This is a genomic window from Mesorhizobium sp. WSM4820, from assembly GCF_055811075.1.
The window spans coordinates 142,681-161,939 of record NZ_JBVVQN010000014.1 but is presented as its reverse complement, the minus strand read 5'-3'; the positions used below and the strand labels follow the sequence as shown (position 1 = coordinate 161,939).

16 protein-coding genes are annotated in these 19,259 nt (G+C 62.2%); 12 read left to right on the top strand and 4 right to left on the bottom strand.

All coding sequences use genetic code 11. From position 1 onward, the window contains the following. Positions 1–77 precede the first annotated feature (77 nt). From AC0L2R_RS22540 to AC0L2R_RS22490, 11 genes are all read left to right on the top strand, one after another. Complete coding sequence (locus AC0L2R_RS22540; RefSeq protein WP_473511614.1) at positions 78–2,567, top strand: mechanosensitive ion channel domain-containing protein; 2,490 nt, start codon at positions 78–80, stop codon at positions 2,565–2,567. Between the two features lie 184 nt (positions 2,568–2,751). Continuing rightward, positions 2,752–3,015, top strand: a complete 264-nt coding sequence (locus AC0L2R_RS22535; RefSeq protein ID WP_473511613.1) for a hypothetical protein — start codon at positions 2,752–2,754, stop codon at positions 3,013–3,015. Between the two features lie 260 nt (positions 3,016–3,275). Further along, positions 3,276–4,709, top strand: coding sequence for a UbiA family prenyltransferase (locus tag AC0L2R_RS22530; protein WP_473511612.1), 1,434 nt, complete (start codon positions 3,276–3,278; stop codon positions 4,707–4,709). Between the two features lie 2 nt (positions 4,710–4,711). Continuing rightward, positions 4,712–6,064 carry an FAD-binding oxidoreductase gene (locus AC0L2R_RS22525; protein ID WP_473511611.1) on the top strand — a complete coding sequence of 451 codons (1,353 nt, stop codon included), beginning with the start codon at positions 4,712–4,714 and terminating at the stop codon, positions 6,062–6,064. 119 nt (positions 6,065–6,183) lie between these two features. Further along, positions 6,184–6,660: an EamA family transporter gene (locus tag AC0L2R_RS22520; RefSeq protein WP_473511609.1), complete on the top strand. Its 477-nt coding sequence runs from the start codon at positions 6,184–6,186 to the stop codon at positions 6,658–6,660. Then, positions 6,657–7,664 carry an NAD-dependent epimerase/dehydratase family protein gene (locus tag AC0L2R_RS22515; RefSeq protein WP_473511608.1) on the top strand — a complete coding sequence of 336 codons (1,008 nt, stop codon included), beginning with the start codon at positions 6,657–6,659 and terminating at the stop codon, positions 7,662–7,664. Before AC0L2R_RS22520 ends, AC0L2R_RS22515 begins: the two co-directional genes overlap by 4 nt. 23 nt (positions 7,665–7,687) lie before the next feature. Beyond that, the gene (locus tag AC0L2R_RS22510; protein WP_473511606.1) at positions 7,688–9,160 is read left to right on the top strand and encodes an aspartate aminotransferase family protein; all 1,473 of its coding nucleotides are present in this window, start codon (positions 7,688–7,690) and stop codon (positions 9,158–9,160) included. Between the two features lie 21 nt (positions 9,161–9,181). Then, the gene (locus AC0L2R_RS22505) at positions 9,182–10,417 is read left to right on the top strand and encodes a hypothetical protein (RefSeq protein ID WP_473511604.1); all 1,236 of its coding nucleotides are present in this window, start codon (positions 9,182–9,184) and stop codon (positions 10,415–10,417) included. After that, complete coding sequence (locus AC0L2R_RS22500; protein WP_473511603.1) at positions 10,414–11,172, top strand: FkbM family methyltransferase; 759 nt, start codon at positions 10,414–10,416, stop codon at positions 11,170–11,172. Before AC0L2R_RS22505 ends, AC0L2R_RS22500 begins: the two co-directional genes overlap by 4 nt. 156 nt (positions 11,173–11,328) lie before the next feature. Continuing rightward, complete coding sequence (locus tag AC0L2R_RS22495; RefSeq protein WP_473511601.1) at positions 11,329–13,890, top strand: GcvT family protein; 2,562 nt, start codon at positions 11,329–11,331, stop codon at positions 13,888–13,890. 210 nt (positions 13,891–14,100) lie between these two features. Further along, a complete protein-coding gene (locus AC0L2R_RS22490) occupies positions 14,101–14,949 on the top strand; it encodes a DUF1194 domain-containing protein (protein WP_473491300.1) in 849 nt (282 codons plus the stop codon). 53 nt (positions 14,950–15,002) lie between these two features. On the opposite strand, the gene AC0L2R_RS22485 is transcribed toward AC0L2R_RS22490, so the two are convergent. The 3 genes from AC0L2R_RS22485 to AC0L2R_RS22475 form a co-directional block, all read right to left on the bottom strand. After that, positions 15,003–16,004, bottom strand: coding sequence for a GlxA family transcriptional regulator (locus AC0L2R_RS22485; RefSeq protein WP_128246512.1), 1,002 nt, complete (start codon positions 16,002–16,004; stop codon positions 15,003–15,005). A 281-nt stretch (positions 16,005–16,285) separates the two neighbouring features. Next, positions 16,286–16,432, bottom strand: coding sequence for a hypothetical protein (locus AC0L2R_RS22480; protein WP_198032808.1), 147 nt, complete (start codon positions 16,430–16,432; stop codon positions 16,286–16,288). Positions 16,433–16,746: 314 nt separating this feature from the next. After that, on the bottom strand, positions 16,747–16,935 hold the full coding sequence (locus tag AC0L2R_RS22475) for a hypothetical protein (protein WP_077383673.1): 189 nt from the start codon (positions 16,933–16,935) through the stop codon (positions 16,747–16,749). A 207-nt stretch (positions 16,936–17,142) separates the two neighbouring features. On the opposite strand from AC0L2R_RS22475, the gene AC0L2R_RS22470 reads away from it, so the two are divergent. Further along, a complete protein-coding gene (locus AC0L2R_RS22470; protein ID WP_091594450.1) occupies positions 17,143–18,042 on the top strand; it encodes a LysR substrate-binding domain-containing protein in 900 nt (299 codons plus the stop codon). Between the two features lies 1 nt (position 18,043). On the opposite strand, the gene AC0L2R_RS22465 is transcribed toward AC0L2R_RS22470, so the two are convergent. Then, a complete protein-coding gene (locus AC0L2R_RS22465) occupies positions 18,044–19,027 on the bottom strand; it encodes an alpha/beta hydrolase (RefSeq protein WP_473511600.1) in 984 nt (327 codons plus the stop codon). Positions 19,028–19,259 lie beyond the last annotated feature (232 nt).

Below are 19,259 nucleotides of genomic sequence, written 5' to 3'. Positions count from 1 at the left end.
GCTTGCTCCCCGGTATGAGCGTCTTTATCAAGGGCGAGCTTTAGAACGCCTTACCGCCTGTGAGTCGCCAAACGATCATGCTTTTCCGACTGCTCCGCTTCGTTCTGGTCCTGGCGATCGTCGCCTCGGCGCCGCTGTCGCTTGATGCGGCGGCGCAGGGGCTTGATCAGGCTGTCTCCGGAGTGGTCGCCGACCAGCAGAAAATCCTGCAGGACCTGACGACAAAGACCGACAATCTCGAAAAGAAAATCCACGAGGACGGTGACGACGACGCCAGCCTTGTCGACATCCGCCTGCAGCTCGAGGAAATGTCGCAAGGTGCGCTGAACAGCGCGCTTGCCTTCCGCCCACGCCTTTCGGAGATCAACGCAAGGCTCGATCAACTCGGGGCGCCGCCGGCCGCGGGCCAGCCGCCCGAACCCGACATCGTGACCAGCGAACGCCAGGCGCTGGCGTCCGAAAAGGCCGAGATCAATGCAGTCATCGCCGCGGCGCAAAACCTGTCGATCCGCATCAGCGGCCTCATCGCCAAGATCGGCAATATGCGCAGCGAGCTGTTTCGCAATCTGCTCACCAAGCGCTACGTGCTGTCCGACGCGTTGAGCCCTGAGGTCATTTCCGATGCCAATGGTGAATTTACCGGCTTCAACAAGGCAGTGTCGTCGTGGCTGAGCTTCGTCTTCAAGTTCAAGTTCCAGGCCGTGCTGGCCGCGACCTTGACGGCGCTTTCCCTGGCGGCGGTGCTTTTTGTCGGTGGGCGGCGTTTGTTCGGGCGTGTCTTCGAAGCGGACCCGTCGGTCGAAGATCCGTCCTATCTCAGCCGGTTGTCGGTGGCGTTCTGGTCGACATTGCTGCCGACGCTGGCGGTCGGCGTCTTCCTGGTCTCGACCGTGTTCTTTTTCAACTACTACAATGTGTTGCGCGGCGACATTGGCGTTTTCCTGAATGCGCTGGTCGGGGTCATCGCGGTGGTGTTCTGCGTCAACCGACTGGCCAATGCGACGCTGGAGCCGCGGCTGCCGAACTGGCGGCTCATCCCCGTTGAATCAGGCCCGGCACGCTGGCTGGTGCGGCTGACGACCGCCATGGCGGTGGTGATCGGCGTCAACTATTTCCTGTCGGTGGTCAACGACACGATGGGCTCGCCGCTGTCGCTGACCATCGCCAGAAGTTTTGTCGCCACCGTCATCGTCGGCATCATCCTGATCCTGATGGCGCTGCTGAAGCCGTTCAAGGCCACCGACGGAAGCTGGCGCCCCTGGCCGGCGTGGCTGCGCTACACGGCAGTCGCGATCGGCCTTTTCACCATTGCCACGGCGCTGCTCGGCTATATCGGCCTTGCCATCTTCGTCTCGCTGCAGGTCGTGGTCACCGGTACCATTCTGGTGACCGCCTATATCGGCTTCCTGTCAGCGCGGGCGATCAGCGAGGAAGGTGGCTTTGCCAACACGTCGATCGGGCGCTGGCTATCGACCAATTCCAGTTATGAGGAGTCCGCGCTCGACCAGCTCGGCCTGGTCGTCAGCGTCGCCATCAACCTGATGATCGTGCTGGTGTTCCTGCCGCTGATCCTGTTGATGTGGGGCTTCCAGCCCGGCGACATCGAGGCCTGGGCCTACAAGCTGGCGACGGGCCTCACCGTCGGCTCGGTGACGATCTCGGTGACCGGCATCCTCACCGGCATCGTCGTCTTCATCATCGGCTATTTCCTGACGCGCTGGTTCCAGGGCTGGCTCGACGGCTCGGTGATGGCGCGCGGCAAGGTCGATACCGGCGTGCGCAACTCGATCCGGCTGGCGGTCGGCTATGCCGGCGTCGCGCTCGCAGCCCTCGTCGGCGTCTCGGCGGCGGGCATCGATCTCTCCAACCTGGCGCTTGTCGCCGGCGCCCTGTCGCTGGGTATCGGCTTTGGTCTGCAGAATGTCGTCTCCAACTTCGTCTCCGGCTTGATCCTTTTGGCCGAGCGGCCGTTCAAGGTCGGCGACTGGATCGTCGCCGGTGAGATCAGCGGCACGGTCAAGAAGATCAGCGTGCGCGCTACCGAGATCGAGACGTTCCAGCGGCAGTCGGTGATCCTGCCCAATTCAAACCTGATCAACAATGCGGTCGGCAACTGGACGCACCGCAACAAGCTCGGTCGCATCGACATCAAGGTCGGCGTCGCCTACGGCAGCGACGTCAAGCAGGCCCATGCTGTGCTGTTGGAGATTGCGCGCGGCCATCCGCTGGTGCTGAAAAATCCGGAACCCTTCGTGCTGTTCACCAATTTCGGGGCGGCCGCTCTCGAATTCGAAATCCGTGTGTTCCTGGCCGACGTGATGAACGGCAACATCGTGCAGAACGACATTCGGTTTGCCGTCCTCGACGAGTTCGCCGATCAGCATATCGAAATTCCGTCGGCGCCGCGCGCCGTCGTCGAGACCAAGAAGCATGAGGCGTGGCCAATCGATGACGACAAGATCGAAGTCGATTTTGCGGAACAGGAGCAAGCAAAGGCGGAAGCCGTGGCCGAGACGAAACGCCTGGCCAGATCCGGGCGCAAGACCCGCAAGCCGGATCCCGATTAGGGTAAATTGATATTCAGCCGGCCTGCGAACGGCTGATACCTGCGCTTCCGACGCAGCCAAAGCAATTGCGGCATGAATGCGGCATTCAGTTGCCGTTCAGCTGGCATCTCATATAAGCTCACATGCAAACGGCGGGAATGCCTTGCGAGATGCAACAGAGGCGGTGGCAACACCGATATTGCAAATGTGGAAGTCGCTCGTCGCCGCCATCGCTTTTCTTGCCGTGGGCGGTTCAGCCTTTGCCGCCAGCGCCACCAACAAGGACGCCGAGACCCGCACACTCGTCGTGACCGAAGGCGGTAGCAAGACGGAGCTGGCGCTGGCCGCCGGCGAAACCGCTGAATTCTGCCCGACCGGCTGTTTCGTTACCATGCCGAATGGCGACCTCGAAGCGCTGACCGGTTCGGAAACAATCGAAATCTCTGGCGGCGTCGCCCGCATCAAGTAACCGCGTCAAAAAACGTTGACTAGTTTTTAGAAGGCCGGGCAAATGCCCGGCCTTTGATCGTTTCGGGTTATCGAAATTTAACGATGAAAGGGAAAATACCGTCACGCAAGCCAGGCCGGGCCGGACGCTTTAACGATCGCTGCGCTGTTGCCCGCTATATCGGGCCGAAGACGCCGAAGCATGGGGTTTTGGATCGGCGCCTGATCCTTTCCGAAAGGTCGGCTTTCGGGATCATGCGCTTTTAGGCAGGGCAACGAAGAATGGATGCGCGGTCGGACAGGAACGCAATCCCGCTTGCTGTCGATCTCGACGGCACGCTGATCGCGACGGACCTGTTGTGGGAAGGTCTGTTCATCCTTCTCAAGAAGAATCCGCTCTATGTTTTCCTGGTGCCGTTCTGGCTCGCCGGCGGGCCGGCGCGGTTGAAGCAGGCCATCGCTCAACGCATCGACATCGATCCTGCGTCGCTGCCCTACCGCGAGGCGCTGCTTCAGCGCCTTCGCACCGAACATGGCGAAGGCCGCAAGATCGTGCTGGCGACCGGGACGCCGCGTAAATTCGCCGAGGCGATCGCCGCACATCTCGGGATATTCGATCGCGTCCTGGCGACTGACGGCCCCCACAACATGACGTCAGGCAGAAAGCGCGCCTCGCTTGTCGCCGCCTATGGCGATGGCGGCTTCGACTATGCCGGCAACAGTCGGCACGACCTTAAGGTATTCGACGCCGCGCGCACGGCAATCGTCGTCGCGCCCGACCGTCATGCCGCGCGCTGGCAGGCCGCGCACAGTGCTGAAATCATGCCGGCGCCGAAGCCGACATTCAGAACCATCGTCAAGATGCTGCGCGTTCATCAGTGGCTGAAAAACTCGCTGATCGCAGTGCCGATGGTGCTGTCGCACGAGTACTTCAACGCCGACATGATCTGGGAATGCCTGCTGGCATTCGTCTCGTTCAGCGCGGTCGCTTCCGCCATCTACATCCTCAATGATTTCTTCGATCTCGCGCTCGACCGCAAACACCTGACCAAGCGCAACCGGCCATTCGCCAGCGGCGCGCTGTCGATCCCGTTCGGCCTCGGTTCAATGATGGTGCTGCTCGCAATAGGCGTTGCTGCAGGGCTTCTGCTGCCGATCGAATTCCTCGGCGTGCTCGGCGGCTACATGGTCATCACCACCGGCTATTCGCTGTCGTTCAAGCGCATGCTTCTGATCGACGTGCTGATATTGGCCGGTCTCTACACCATCCGCGTTCTGGCTGGCGCCGCGGCGACCGGCGTCGACGTCTCGTTCTGGCTGCTGGCCTTCTCGATCTTCTTTTTCCTGTCGCTGGCGCTGGTGAAGCGGTTTGTCGAGCTGCGCACGACTGCCATTCCGGCCGGCGAGCGCATTGCCGGCCGCGGCTACCGCACCGAAGACCAGGAGATCGTCGCCCAGGCGGGCATGGCGTCGGCCTTTTCCTCGGCGCTGGTGCTGGCGCTCTATATGGACAGCGCTGCGGTGCGCGAACTTTATCCGCATCCTTGGCTGGTCTGGCCGCTGGCGCCGATCGTGCTTTACCTGACCATGCGCGTCTGGATTCTCGCCCGCCGCGACCAGATGCATGACGATCCGGTCGTCTTCATCATCCGCGACTGGCGCAGCCAGATCGTCGTGCTGATCGGCGCTGTGTTTCTGGTCGTCGGAGGCTGGTAGGCGTGGGGCAGGAGCGGTTCCAGAGCTTCGGTCTTGCCACGCCACCGGCACTCAATGTGATCCCGGCGGACGACGCTGTTGCGCTGCTGAAGAGCGGCAAGGCGACAAGAAACGCTTTGCTCGCCTACGGCAACGGCCGCTCCTATGGCGATTCCTGCCAGAATGGGGCCGGCACGATCATCGATATGCGGCCGCTGAACAGGATCCGCGCCTTCAATGCCGAGACCGGCGTGATCGAGGCCGAGGCCGGCGTGCTTCTGTCCGACATCATCGCCCATGCAGCGCCATACGGCTTCTTTCCCGCCGTCGTTCCGGGCACGCAGTTCGTCACGCTCGGCGGCGCCATCGCCAACGACGTTCACGGCAAGAACCATCACCGGCGCGGCACCTTCGGCTGCCACGTCGAATCCTTGACGCTGCTCAGATCGGACGGACAGGCCCATTACAGCTCGGCCACCGAGAATGAACGCCAGTTCGCGGCGACGATCGGCGGCATGGGGCTGACTGGCCTGATACTGTCCGCATCGATCCGGCTGATGAGGGTGCCATCGCTCGACATCATCGAGAAGGTGACGCCGTTCCGTGATCTCGGCGAGTTCTTCGAACTTGCAGAAGCGGCCGATCAGGCCAACGAATACGTCGTCGCCTGGATCGACCAGCTTGCCGGCGGCCACAGTCGCGGGCGCGGGCTGCTGTTCACCGGCAATCACGCCGAGTATGGCTCCCATGTGGCCTTGCGTGCCGGTGGAAATCTTTCGGTGCCGTTCCAGCCGCCGTTCAACGTGCTCAACCGGCCGTTCCTGACTGCCTTCAATGCCGCCTACCGGTGGAAGAAAGGCCGGTCGACGGAGGCGCGTCAGGTCGGCTACCAGGGTTTCTTCTTTCCGCTCGACGGCGTCGGCAACTGGAACCGCCTCTATGGACCGAATGGGCTTTTCCAGCACCAGAGCGTGATGCCGGAAGACGTCGCGCGCCGAGTGGTGCCGGCGTTGCTTGCGGCGGCAAAACGGGCCGGGCAGGGCTCGTTCCTCACAGTCCTGAAGCGCTTCGGCGGGGTCCGCTCGCCGGCACTGCTGTCGTTCCCGCGGCCGGGTTTCACGTTGACGCTGGATTTCCCCAACCGTGGCAGGGCGACGCTGGCGCTGCTGAAGGAGCTCGACCAAATCACGGTCGAGGCCGGTGGTGCGGTCAATCCCTACAAGGATGCCCGCATGGGCGACGACGTTTTCGCAGCCTCCTTTCCGGAATGGCAACGCCTCGAAGCGATCCGCGATCCCGCCTTCATGTCGAGTTTCTGGGCGCGAACGGCGCAAAGGCTCGAGGCGCGACACGGAGCCGCCGAAGCCGCGGAATAGATAACATTCGAATAGTTCGTGGTAAACAGATCGATAATTCAAGCTTTCCTCGAACTTTTTTGTGCTTCACGAAATGTTTGGAAGTTTTCAGTAGAACGGAAAAGGTTGATGGAAAAAACATGAAATACATCGTCTCCATTCTGTTCACGGTCATGACCAACGCTGCCGCGCAACTTATGCTGAAGCAGGGCATGATGTCACTCGGTCCGATTTCCTTCGAGGGCAGCAATCCGTTGCTGAAGCTGTTGCAGATCGTCTTCAGCCCATGGGTTTTCCTCGGCCTGTGCACCTTCGTCATCTCGATGGCGGCGCACATCTATGTGCTGTCCAAGGTAGAGCTCAGCTTCGCCTATCCGTTCCTCAGTCTCGCCTATGTCGCCGTTGCGATCTTCGCCTATTTCATCTTCCGCGAAGACCTCAATGGCTGGCGTATCGCCGGCATCGCTTTCATCTGCGTCGGCACGGTGCTGATCGCCCAAAGTGGCAGGGATCTGGGTGGCCGGGATTTGGATAGCCGGGATTTGGGTGGTCGCGGGCATGACGAGGAAACGGCCTCCTTTTCGTCCGACAAGATTCAAAGTGGGATCGTTCGATGAGACATGTGATCTTCGGCGGCGACGGTTTCGTCGGCCGCCACCTTGCCCCGAAACTCCTGGCCGATGGCGGGGAGGTGGTCGTCGCAGATATCGCCAAAAGCGACCTGCCGCATTACCGCTCGGTCCGATATGTCGGGTGCGACGTCACCGATCCGGCCTCGGTCGCTTCGGTTGGGCTGAAGGCCGACGACATGGTCTACAATCTGTCGGCGAAAATGCTGTCGCCGATCCAGGTGCGCGCCAGGCGCCACGAATTCTTCTTCCCGGTGAATTTCCACGGCACCGAGCACATCATGCAGGCGATGGACAGAGCCGGCGCGCCCAAACTCGTCCATTACACGACCGACATGATCTACGGCCACACGGTCACGCAGCCGATGACCGAGGAGCACCCGGTCGCGCCGCTCGGCGAATATGGCTGGTCGAAGCAGAAGACCGAGGAACTGGCCGTCGAATGGCGCAAGCGCGGCATGTCGATCTCGCTGTTTCGGCCGCGCCTGATCATCGGTCCCGGCCGCCTTGGCATCCTCGAAAAGCTGTTCAAGCTGATCGACTGGAACCTTCCGGTGCCGACGATCGGCTCGGGCAAGAACCCGTATCAGTTCATCTCGGTGTTCGACTGCGCCGAGGCGGCGCGCGCTGCGTGGAAGGCCGGCGTGCCTGATGAGGCTTATAATCTCGGCTCGCTCAACCCGCCGCCGGTCCGGAAATTGCTCGGCGACCTGATCAGGCATGCCGGCTCGAAATCGATCCTGATCCCGACCCCGGGCTGGGCAGTCAAGCGAACGCTCGACCTGCTCGACCTCTTGAACATGCCAATCATGGATCCGGAGCAGTATCTGATCGCCGACGAGGACTGCGTGCTCGACGTGTCCAAGGCCGAACGCCAGCTCGGCTGGGTGCCGCAATATCGCGACGAGGACATGCTGATCGCCGCCTACAGCGAATATCGCGCCAAGAAAGACGGCCATGCCGTCGCCGCCAACCATGTGCCCGCCGAGTGAAGGGCCAGCAGGAGATTCTTGAGATGGCCGTCATGACCAAGCCAGACCACACGACAGCGCGCGCCACGGTCAGCGCGCGGGCACTTTCGCCCGCCACCACCGCCAAGCCCGATCTGATCAGCGTCGAGCAGGCCAAGGCGATGGACGTCGCGCGCATGACCGACCTGTTCAAGGCGCATCTCAACCCCGGCCAGCTGCATTTCATGAAACTGCTCGGCTTCCACAAGATCAAGATCGAGCGCGCCGAAGGCATGTTCTACATCGATCAGAACGGCCGCAAGATCCTCGATTTCTTCGGCGGCTTCGGCTCGCTGGCCTTCGGCCACAATCATCCGCGCCTTCTCGAGGCGCGCAAAAAGTTCCAGGAGGAGAAGCGGCAGGAGATCGCCATCGCCTTCATGTCGCAATATGCGGCGGCGCTGGCGCACAATCTCGCCAAATGCTCGCCCGGCGACCTCGACATGGTGTTTCTGGGCTCGTCCGGCTCGGAAGCCATGGAGGCGGCGGTGAAACTCGCCGAGCGCGCCGCCGGCCCGAAGCGGCCGAAAATCGTTTATGCCGAGAATTCCTTCCACGGCAAGACCAAGGGCGTGCTGGCGATCACCGACGGCTCGCTCTATCGCGCCGACTTCAAGATGGCCGACAATGTCATGCGCATTCCGTTCGGCGACGTCGAAGCGGTCGAGCGCACGTTCCGCTCCGATCCCGAGGTCGGCGTCATCGTGCTCGAAACCGTCCAGGGCGGCGGCGGCATCATCCAGGCGCCTGCCGAATACTGGCAGAAGCTGCGTGCGCTATGCGACCAATACGGTGTTCTGTGGGTCGCCGACGAGGTGCAGTGCGGCTATGGCCGCTCCGGCCGCTTCTATGCCTTCGAGCACTACGGCGTCGTTCCGGACGTCACGGCGCTGGCAAAGTCGCTCGGTGGCGGCAAGGCGGCGGTCGGCGCGATGATCGCCAGGCGCGAGGTCTACATGAAGGCCTATGGCACGCCGAAGACGGCGATGATCCACGCCATGGCCACTTTCGGCGGCATGGGCGAGGCCTGCGTCACCTCGATCGAGGCGCTCAACGTGCTTTACGACGAGGGGCTGATCGACAACGCCGCGGTCACCGGCGACTATCTGCTGCAACGCCTGCAGACGTTGCGGGAAAAATACCCGAAGATCATCAAGGAGGTACGCGGCAAAGGCCTTATGGTCGGGCTGGAATTCCACGACTTTTCGCAGACCTTGCCGATGGTGCTGCGGCCTGTGGTCAGCGTGCTTGACGACAAGCTGAAGGGATCCTTGTCCGGTTTTGTTGGTGCTTTGCTGCTGCGTGACTACGACGTGCTCGTCGCCTTCACCGAATACAACCGCAACGTCATCCGTCTCGAACCGCCGCTGATCTGCCAGCGCGAACATGTCGACCGCTTCGTCGAGGCGCTCGACAGCCTGTTGTCGCGCGGCATCGTGTCGATCGTGAAGGATTTCGTCAAAAGCCAGGTCCGTTAGCCAGGTGCGCCGAGCGAGACCATGCTGAGCAAGTCTCCGGCTCCGACAAACCTGCTCGACCGGCTGACCAAGGCCGGTCTGGCATGGGGCGAGGGCACCTATGCGCGTCTTGCCGCACCGATCGGCGCGGCTGCCTTCGCGCTCTACATCCTGCTGACCGCGGCGACGGCATGGTTCATGCCTGACGCCAATTGGGACATGCTGCCCTACCTTGCGATCGCCGAGGAGGGCACCTATCGCGATGTGCAGGCGCTGCACGACTATGCCTATGGCACGGTCAGGGACGGGGTGAAGGCGGGCGACTACAAGGCACTGACCGATGATGGCGGCGGCTTCCGCAGTCATATGGCCGGGAACGCCGCCGATTTCCATTCGCTGCTCGGCATGTACCGGATCAAGTTCCTTTACGCCGAGATCCTGTCGACGATGAGCTCGGCGATGTTGCCGGTCGCGGCGATGCGGCTGCTGCAGGTGTTCTCGGTGCTGCTGTTCGGCGCGATCACGCTGCTCTGGCTGCGCTCAGTGGGCGCGCTGGCGCTGGCGCCGGTTCTCGGCGCGGTGCTGATGATGGCCGATTTCGGCGACGCGGCGCGGGCGTTGACGCCTGACCTGCTGTGCTCGGCGCTGTTCCTCGGCGGGCTCTTTGCCTATAGGCGCGGTCGTGAAGTGGCCACCGCGATCCTGCTCTTCCTCGCTTTCATGGCTCGGCCCGACAATATTGTTTTCCTTGCTATTTTTGCCGTGCTGCTGTTGGTCTTCCGGCAGAAGGCGTGGGGCGCGCTGGCCGGCTTTGCCGCCTCGCTCGTCGCCTATTTCGCCATCTCGCACTGGGCGCAGCATCCCGGCTGGTGGCCGCATCTGTGGTTCTCCTCGATCGAGCAGCACTACAATATGGCCGGCTTCGATCCGCCGTTCTCGGCTGTCGCCTACCTCCGGGCTTTTGCCGCCTCCCTGATCCGTGCCGTCAGCCTGAACAACTGGGTCGGCGTCTCGGTGCTGGCGCTGGCGGGGTGGTATGCCTCAAGCCGTGCCGGCTTCAAGCTCGACCGCCGCGCCGGCATTCTGTTTGCGGCATTGGTGCTCGGCGTATTGGCTAAATTCACGGTCTTCCCGATCCACGACACCCGCATCTATTTTCCCAATCTGATCCCGCCGTTCCTGCTGCTCGCCGGGCCATTCATGGCGTTGTGGGCATCAGCGAGCACCAAAGGGCGCGGCGCCGCGCCATTGCACGTCATTGCTGGAGACAAGTCATGAGTTCCGTTTCCAGCCTGGCGCGCATCGCGCTGTCGCTCGGCCTCCCCGCTGGCATCCTCGATCGCGGGCCGTCGCTGCGCGGTACGAAGTTCCTGGCGAAGGCCGCGCTGAAGGCGCGCCTCAGTGGGGCAAAAAGGCGGTTCCAGATGGTCAATATCGGCGCCTGCGATGGCGTGTTGTTCGACGATGTGACGCCGTGGCTGCACCGCATCCCGCACGCTCGCGCCGTACTGGTCGAGCCGATCCCGCACAACCAGAAGTGGTTGCGCGCCAACTATACCGATACGGGCCGCTTCATCATCGAGCCGGTCGCGGTGACGAAGAGCAAGGGAACGATCACGGTCCACACCTTCGATGCCGCCGCACTCGAGGCTGGCACGCTGCCGATCGAGTTCATCGGCTGCTCGTCGGTGACCGACACCAATCTGATGTCGGGCAAGAATGCCTGGGGCCAGGCCGATGCCAACTTCAACAAATTCGCGCCGCACCTCAGGGATATCGAAGTGCCGTCGGAGACATTGCAGACGCTGCTCGACCGCAACGGCATCACCCATATCGACGCCTTCCTTGTCGATTGCGAAGGCGCCGACTGGATCGTCTTCGAGCAGCTCGACCTCGAGCGCTACCGTCCCGGCATGATCAAGGTCGAGGTTGGTGCGTTGCCGGCGGCCGAGATCGGCCAGGTCGTGGTCAAGTTGAAGACCGCCGGGTACCAGGTCGGCTTCCAGGCCGAGGACATCTGGGCCTTCGCCTGAGGGATAGCCCGGAGCCCGATAGCACCTGATTTTTGCGGGTCGCGTCGCACTTGCAGCGTGTCGCAAACAGGCGGTAGCATGGCGGCTGTCGCCTGCATATTGTGCGCCGATCAAACGGGCGCCGGTGCCCGCTTTACCACTTTGGAGTCGCGGGCAATGGCAGGGTTTCCGGAAAAGGCGAAGGTCGTCATCGTCGGGCTGGGCGGTATTGTCGGCGCATCGGTCGCCCATCACCTGATCGAGCGCGGATGGGACGACATCGTCGGCATCGACAAGTCAGGGATTCCGACCGATATCGGCTCGACAGCGCATGCTTCCGACTTCTGCTACACCACCAGCCATGATTTCCTGTCCTGCTGGACGACGCTCTACTCCATCGATTTTTACGAAAAGATGGGTCACTACGCCCGTATCGGCGGCCTCGAGGTTGCCCGGGTCGACGACGACGATCGCATGGCGGAGATCAAGCGCAAGATCGCCTCGGCAAAGGCTTTCGGAACGCGTGCCCGCCTGATCGAGCCGGCCGAGATCAAGCAGAAATTCCCGCTGATCGAAGAAGAGATGGTGCAGGGCGGGTTGTGGGATCCCGATGCCGGTCTTGTCATCCCGCGCTCGCAAACGGTCGCCGGCAAGCTGGTCGACCAGGCGGAGGCCTCCGGAAAACTCAAATCCTTCGCCAACACGCCGGCCAGGTCGCTCGTCGTGGAGAACGGTCGCATCAAGGGCGTGGTGACCGATCGCGGCACCATCGAAGCCGACTACGTGATCGTTTGCGCCGGTATCTGGGGCCGGCTGATCGCGGAAATGGTGGGTGAGGACCTGCCGGTCATGCCGATCGACCATCCGCTCACCTTCTTCGGGCCCTATACCGAGTTCGCCGGCACCGGCAAGGAGATCGGCTGGCCGCTGCTGCGTGACCAGGGCAACTCGGCTTACATGCGCGACACCGGCGATCCCAAGACCGCCGAAGGCGGACAGATCGAGTGGGGCTACTACGAAGAAACGAATCCGCGCCTTTGCCATCCGCGCGACCTGCTGGAGAAGGACCAGGCCCGCCTTTCGCCCTCGCAGCGCGACCTCGACATGGAACAGATCCTGGCGCCGCTCGAGCGCGCCATGGAATTGACGCCGATCCTGGGCGAACTGGGCTACAATGAGAGCCATTCCTTTAACGGGCTTCTGCAGGTGACGGCAGACGGCGGCCCCTCCATGGGCGAGAGCCAGAAGGTGCGGGGCCTCTGGTATGCCGTCGCGATCTGGGTCAAGGACGGCCCCGGCATGGGCAAGCTCATCGCCGACTGGATGACGGACGGCCGGACGTCGATCGACCACCACGCCATCGACTATTCGCGCTTCTATCCGCACCAGACGCAAGAGCAGTTCATCTGGGACCGCTGCACCGAAACGGCGATGAAGGTCTACAATCCGGCCGTCCATCCGCGCGAGCCCTTCTCCAAGGCCCGCGACGTGCGCCGCTCGCCCTTCTGGGAGCGCGAGAAGGAACTCGGCGGCTATTTCATGGAACTCGGCGGCTGGGAGCGCGCCCACGGCTATGCCGCCAACGAGCACCTGCTCGAGAAATACGGCAACCGGGTGCCGGTGCGCGAAAACGAGTGGGACAACCGCCATTTCTGGCGCGTCTCCAATGCCGAGCATCTCGCCATGAGCGAGGATTGCGGCATCGTCAACCTGTCGCATTTCGCGATGTACGACGTGGAAGGCCCTGATCATGTCGCGCTGATGGAGTGGCTGTGCGCGGCCAGGATCGGCGGCGACGGCAATATCGGCAAAGGCATCTACACCCATTTCCTCGACGACGAGGGCATGGTGCGCGCCGACCTGACCGTCATCCGCATGGCCGACCGCTGCCGCGTCATAGACGGCGCCGATGCCGGCCCGCGCGACTTCCACTACATGCGGCGGACGGCAGAAGACAAAGGGTTCGATGTCGCCATCACCGACGTGACCGAGAAATACGTGACCGTCGGCATCTGGGGTCCGAACGCGCGCTCGACCTTGCAGAAGGTCGTCGAGGACCCGGATGGCCTGACGCCGGAGAACTTTGCCTTTGCGGCGATCAAGCCTGTCAGGATCGCCGGCAAGGACGTGACCGCTTTCCGGATCTCGTATGTCGGCGAGCAGGGCTGGGAACTGCACATGCGCTACGAAGACGGCCTGGCCGTATGGGATGCTTTGCGTTCGACCGGCGTGATGGCTTTTGGCGTCGAGACCTATGCCAACAGCCGCCGCATGGAGAAGAGCCTGCGCCTGCAGAATGCGGATCTTTTGACCGAGTACAATCTGCTGGAGGCCGATCTTGCCCGCCCGAAGGTCAAGGAGGCCGATTTCAGCGGCAAGGCAAAGCATCTGGACTATCGCGCCCGTGCGCATCAGCCGGCCATGCTCTGCACGCTTGTCATGACGGACAATGTCGATTCCAGGGGCGTGGCCCGCTATCCCGTCGGCACGATGCCGGTGATGGACCCGCAAACGGGTGAAACGCTGGTCGACGAACTCGGCCGCCGATCCTTTACGACCTCAGTCGCCTACGGCCCGACCATCGGCAAGAACATTGCGCTCGCCTATCTGCCGTGGGCGTATTGCCAGGAGGGCCGCAAGCTAGACGTCGAGTATTTCGGCGAGACATACCCGGTCGAAGTGGCCGCCGTCGGCTACAGGCCGCTCTACGACCCGGAGAACCTCAAACCACGCAGCTGAGCCTCCCACAATAGAAGGTGAAGGGCGGACTCGCAAAAACGTGAATGCAAGGACTTAAGGCGCGTCACGTTTTGTGGGGAGTCATGCGCCGCACCTTAAGTTCTCGTTTTTATGCAAGTCGTGACCCAGGGCATGCTTTTGGACGACATGCATTAGCCCGGCGCTGGGCTTTTCGCTTTGTGGCGCGACGATTTTCGCTTACCTTGCGGCATGTCTGCTTTTCCCCGCGCAGGACATCTCCTCTCAGGCGCCGCCGCGCTGGTGCTGATGCTCGTCCAGGCGCCGGACTCCCGCGCTGCCGAACCCGTCGACGTCGAACTGGTGCTGGCGGTCGACGTTTCGCTGTCGATGTCGCCGGCCGAACTCGAAATTCAGCGTCGCGGCTATGTCGCGGCACTGACGCATGACACGGTCCTGCAGGCGATCGCCGACGGCGCCTACGGCAAGATTGCCGTCACCTATGTCGAATGGGCCGGCACGACATGGCAGCACATCATCGTGCCGTGGACGGTGATCGCCAATCGTGCCGACGCCGAGCGGGTGGTCGAGCAACTCTCCGCCCATGCGCCCAACAGCGCGCGGCGCACCTCGATTTCCGGTGCCTTGCAATTCAGCAGCGATCTCTTCGCCGAAAGCGGCTTTCAAGGCGTCAAGCGAGTCATCGACATTTCAGGCGATGGCCCCAACAATCAAGGTGCTCCCGTCGACATCATCCGTGACGAACTGGTCAGGCAAGGCATCACCATCAACGGCCTGCCGCTGATGACCCGGGGCGGCTTCACCAGCGTCTACGACGTCAACTATCTCGACCGCTATTACACCGACTGCGTCATCGGCGGGCCCGGGGCGTTCATGATCCCGGTCAATGAGTGGACGCAGTTTCCCGAAGCGATCCGCCGCAAGCTGGTGCTTGAGCTCGCCGGGCCTGCCTCACCGCAAAGGGCGGCGGAAGAAGCAGCGCATCCGCCGGTGGTGCTGGCGCAGGACAAGCCGGCCACCGACTGCCAGGTCGGCGAGAAGATGTGGCGCGACCGAAGCTGGATGTTCGACACCCGCTAGACTTCAATCGCCATCCGCCAGAGGTACGCGTGCAAAATATTGCCTTGTCTTGTCTACGCGACCAGCAACTGCTTGCGATCGACGCGCTCCTGCTGCGGCGAGCGCGCATAGAGCTCGCGATAGCATTTGGAGAAATGCGAGGCGGAGACGAAGCCGCAAGCGACCGCCACTTCGACCACCGGCAGCGATGATTGGATCAGCAAGTGCCGGGCCCGGTCGAGGCGGATCTCCAGATAGTAGCGGGCAGGGGATCGTCCCATCTCGGTGCGGAACAGGCGCTCGATCTGCCGGCGTGACAGGTCGACATGGTCGGCGATCTCGATCAACGACAGCGGCTCGGACAGGTTTGCTTCCATCAATTCGATGATGGTCAGCACCTTGGAGTTCTGCACGCCAAGGCGTGCGCGCAGCGGCAGGCGCTGGCGATCGGTCGGGCTGCGCACGCGGTCAGTCAAGACCTGCTCGCAGACCCGGTTAACCAGATTGTCGTCGAAATCGTCGCCGATCAGCTTCAGCATCATGTCGAGCGCCGCGGTGCCGCCGGCGCAGGTGTAGATGTTCTGGTCGATCTCGAAGAGGTCGGCAAAGACATTGGCCTTCGGGAACGCTTCGGAAAAGCCCGGCAGGTTCTCCCAATGAATGGCGCAGCGCTTGTTGGACAACAGGCCGGCGGCGGCCAGTATATGAGCGCCAGTGCACAAGCCGCCGATGGCGACGCCGCGATTGTATTCCTCGCGCAGCCAGGCGAAGGCCGATTTGTTCTGGTAGCGCTCGACATTGATGCCGCTGCAAACGACCGCCATGTTCGGCCGTTCGGAGCCGGACATCTTCTTGCGTTCGTCCTCCAGCGAGGTGTCGACGGCGCATTCGACGCCGTTCGAGGCGCGCACCGGCTTGCCGTCGATGCTGGCGAGCCGCCAGCGGTAGGCCTCGTAGCCGAGCATCCGATTGGCCGAGCGCAACGGATCGAGCGCCGTTGCAAAGGCGATCATGGTGAAATCGGGGACCAGGAAGAATACAAACGATCGCCTGATCGGATGATTTACGACGTTCACAGGGTAACCCTCACGCTGCAATGGCGCGAACAGGATGTCGCGATCAGCATAGCGACATCAGGAAAAATCTTTCCTGTCAATCGGCTAGGCGGCAACGGAAAGACTTTATTTGCGACATGGGTCGCAAATGGGCAATCGCTATGCGATGACGACCCAACCTGCTGCCGGCTTGAGCATAGGCCGCATGTGGTCGGGGCATGACCAGGCACGCCGCCTCGGCAAACCGAAGCGGCGTTGTGATCAACTTCGAAGCAGCGAGCGCCGCTTGCGAGCTTGGCAGATCAGGCGACGAAGCCGAGGCGCGCGGCGGCCACGGCGCCGGTCTGGCCCGGCATGGTGTTGGCAAGGCGCTGGCGCTCGAGCGCGGTCGTCAGGCTCATTTCGCGGCGAGCAAAAAGGCGGGCAAAAAGCTTCATCATCATCTCCATTCGGTTGCTCAGACGGGTCGCCTTCGCGTGATGGAGTGGGGCAGCTCGTTGGCTGGCGCTGATATAGGCTTACGTGAAGGGAAACTAAATCGCAAAAGCGAAGCACTTGATAGGAAAAGCGACACGGCATGCGACGTATTTGGGCATTCCGCCAGATTAATGATCACTTACAAGGCGTTAGTTCAAAATTTTAGCTGCTATGCGGCCCGGTCATAGGCACCATGCAACGACGGCATGGCTCGGAAATGGCTGCAATAAAAAGGCCTGCCGGACATGGTCTGTGCGGCAGGCCTTCAGCTTTTGATACACACGATCTATTTTGCTCCGCCAGCCCAGGATCCAACGCCGTGGCGAGTGCCGGTCTTGGTGTCGGCGGCTTCAGGCCAGCCGATATCCTTCTGCAGTTCGATCGGCAGAGAGCGGATGGCGCGTTCGGTCTGGTAGCGGGCGCGGGCCGCGCTAAATTCGGTCGCGATGCGGCCGATGGATGACAGGATGGACATTTTAATTCTCCTTTAGGGTTGGGTCGGGTGCCGGTCGCTCGGCGGACCAAGCGCTACATCCGGTTTGTTTCAGCTTCATTTCGTGTCGATTGCAGATCAGTGTCATCGCCGTCCGCCTTCGATGGAGTTGACTATCCTCCCAAAGTGATGTTCAATCAAACGAAATGGAATGATAGTTTGCATCAGAAAAATTGAAGGTCGATCCCGATGAACGCCCCACTCAATCATCCGTTGCCGCTGCTCGATCTCGACGTCTTGCGCACCTTCGTGGCGATCGCCGAGACCGGCAGTTTCACCACCGCTGCCAGTGCTGTCTTCCGCACGCCGTCGGCCGTCTCCATGCAGATCAAAAAGCTGGAGGACATTCTCGGCCGCTCGGTGTTTGCGCGCGACGCGCGCTCGGTGACGCTGACCACGGATGGCGAGATGCTGCTCGGCTACGCCCGCCGGCTGTTGTCGATCAACCGCGAGGTGGTGTCGAAGTTCATCATCCCCGACATTGTCGGGGTGGTGCGGCTCGGCTCGCCCGACGATTATGGAGAGCGCGTGCTGCCGCACGTGCTGAAGCGTTTTGCACAGTCGCATCCTTCGATCGCCGTCGACGTGACCATCGACCAGAGCGTCAATCTGCGTCGGCGCATGGACGACCGGGCGCTCGACATCACGCTTCTCACCAATTCCTACAAGACCAGCGCGCTCGGCGCCGAAGTGCTGCTCACCGAACCGATCGTCTGGGCCGGCGCCAAGGGCGGCTGCGCGCATCTGCGCGAACCGCTGCCGGTGTCATTGTGGGAAGAGGGCTGCGCCTGGCGGGCAGGCGCCCTCGAGGCGCTTGGGCGTGAGGGCCGCAACTACCGCGTCGCCTATATGAGTGCGCACACCGCCGGCCAGCGCGCCGCAATCATGTCCGACCTCGCGGTGGCGCCGCTGCCGAAATCGTTCCTCGGCAGCGACATGGTCGAGCTTTGCCCGAAGGACGGCATGCCCGACATCGGCACCTACAATCTGGCCATGGTCGTGGCGCCGGACGCCAGCGCGCCAGTGAACGCCGTTGCCGATCACATCCGCGCGACCTTCGAAGTGTTCAAAGAAACCGGAAAGTTTTGATTCAGGACTTCGACGGCGCAGACAGGTTGTGAGTGGAGACTTCACGACCTGTCCTTTGCAGTGCCAATTCGCCGGCATTGGCATGATAGCTTTCGGTGTCGCTGGCTAAAAACGTCACGATGCTGTCCCGCGCGCGCCGCGCTTCTGGCATGTCGATCAGCGGCCAGGCATGGAACATGCCTTGCTCGTGCACAACCTCTATCGCGACACCGGCGGCACGGGCCTTTTGCGCGAAGATCAGATTGTCGGGGGTCAGCATGTCGCGCGAACCGGTCAGAAGCAGCGTTTTCGGCAACACCGAGAGGTCACCGTAAAGCGGACTGATGCGCCAGTCGCTGGGATCTATGCCGGCACTGTAGAGCCGGACTGCCTCCAGCCCGCCAGGAATTCCCAGCCACGGATCGTAGCGTTCCGCCTCGAACACTTCGGGGTTGGCGAGCGACAGATCGAGCCCGGGCGAAATCAGCACATGGCGCGACGGCAATGGCAGGTCGGCTTCCGCGGCCATCATGGTCAGCACCACGGCCATGTTGCCGCCGGCGGAATCGCCAATGAACACGATGTCCTGCGCTTCCGTTTCGTCGAGCATCTGACGGTAGACCTTGCCGACCATGCCGAACATGGCGTGGAAATCGTGTTCGGGAGCAATGGGATAGATCGGCACGGTGATGCCGAAGCCCAGCCGATCGGCCATATCGGCGATCAGTCCCCAGTGGTAGGACGTGATTTGAAAGACATAGGCGCCGCCATGCAGGTAGAGGATCCGCTTTCGCTCGCCGGTCTTCGGCGCGATCTCGTACACGGGAAAGCCGTCCACGCTGCGCGTCGCGATCTCGAAACGCTGATGCAGCGATGCGGGCGGCTGATGGTTCTCCGTCTTGCGGGCGTAAGCGATCCAGCGCTGCAGGTTTTCCGGGCTGGAAAAGGCTTTCTTGCGGCTATACCTGAGCACGAAGGAAACGACGTGGCTTTTGATACTGGGCATGCGGACACACGGACTTCGGCTGAGCCGACTAAGAGAACCCCTCGCAATCGAAGATCGTGCCTTCGCCCAGAATGTCAAGATTTGCGCGGTCTCAACACGGCCCTGTGATCTGGCTGGCAATCAAGGCCAGCGCAGCATCGCTCAGCGCCTGGGCAGCAGTACGGCGCGCAGCCGACGGTCGCTTGCTGCCGGAGCCGGATGACGGTTCCGGCGCTTGGCCAGCAGCTTGCAT

What these genes read in the sequence shown, in the direction of transcription:
- AC0L2R_RS22490 (WP_473491300.1), top strand. Translation starts at nt 14,101, where the DNA reads ATGTCTGCTTTTCCCCGCGCAGGACATCTCCTCTCAGGCGCCGCCGCG.
- AC0L2R_RS22495 (WP_473511601.1), top strand. Translation starts at nt 11,329, where the DNA reads ATGGCAGGGTTTCCGGAAAAGGCGAAGGTCGTCATCGTCGGGCTGGGC.
- AC0L2R_RS22515 (WP_473511608.1), top strand. Translation starts at nt 6,657, where the DNA reads ATGAGACATGTGATCTTCGGCGGCGACGGTTTCGTCGGCCGCCACCTT.
- AC0L2R_RS22465 (WP_473511600.1), bottom strand. Translation starts at nt 19,027, where the DNA reads ATGCCCAGTATCAAAAGCCACGTCGTTTCCTTCGTGCTCAGGTATAGC.
- AC0L2R_RS22480 (WP_198032808.1), bottom strand. Translation starts at nt 16,432, where the DNA reads ATGGAGATGATGATGAAGCTTTTTGCCCGCCTTTTTGCTCGCCGCGAA.
- AC0L2R_RS22510 (WP_473511606.1), top strand. Translation starts at nt 7,688, where the DNA reads ATGGCCGTCATGACCAAGCCAGACCACACGACAGCGCGCGCCACGGTC.
- AC0L2R_RS22520 (WP_473511609.1), top strand. Translation starts at nt 6,184, where the DNA reads ATGAAATACATCGTCTCCATTCTGTTCACGGTCATGACCAACGCTGCC.
- AC0L2R_RS22470 (WP_091594450.1), top strand. Translation starts at nt 17,143, where the DNA reads ATGAACGCCCCACTCAATCATCCGTTGCCGCTGCTCGATCTCGACGTC.
- AC0L2R_RS22530 (WP_473511612.1), top strand. Translation starts at nt 3,276, where the DNA reads ATGGATGCGCGGTCGGACAGGAACGCAATCCCGCTTGCTGTCGATCTC.
- AC0L2R_RS22475 (WP_077383673.1), bottom strand. Translation starts at nt 16,935, where the DNA reads ATGTCCATCCTGTCATCCATCGGCCGCATCGCGACCGAATTTAGCGCG.
- AC0L2R_RS22500 (WP_473511603.1), top strand. Translation starts at nt 10,414, where the DNA reads ATGAGTTCCGTTTCCAGCCTGGCGCGCATCGCGCTGTCGCTCGGCCTC.
- AC0L2R_RS22535 (WP_473511613.1), top strand. Translation starts at nt 2,752, where the DNA reads ATGTGGAAGTCGCTCGTCGCCGCCATCGCTTTTCTTGCCGTGGGCGGT.
- AC0L2R_RS22540 (WP_473511614.1), top strand. Translation starts at nt 78, where the DNA reads ATGCTTTTCCGACTGCTCCGCTTCGTTCTGGTCCTGGCGATCGTCGCC.
- AC0L2R_RS22505 (WP_473511604.1), top strand. Translation starts at nt 9,182, where the DNA reads ATGCTGAGCAAGTCTCCGGCTCCGACAAACCTGCTCGACCGGCTGACC.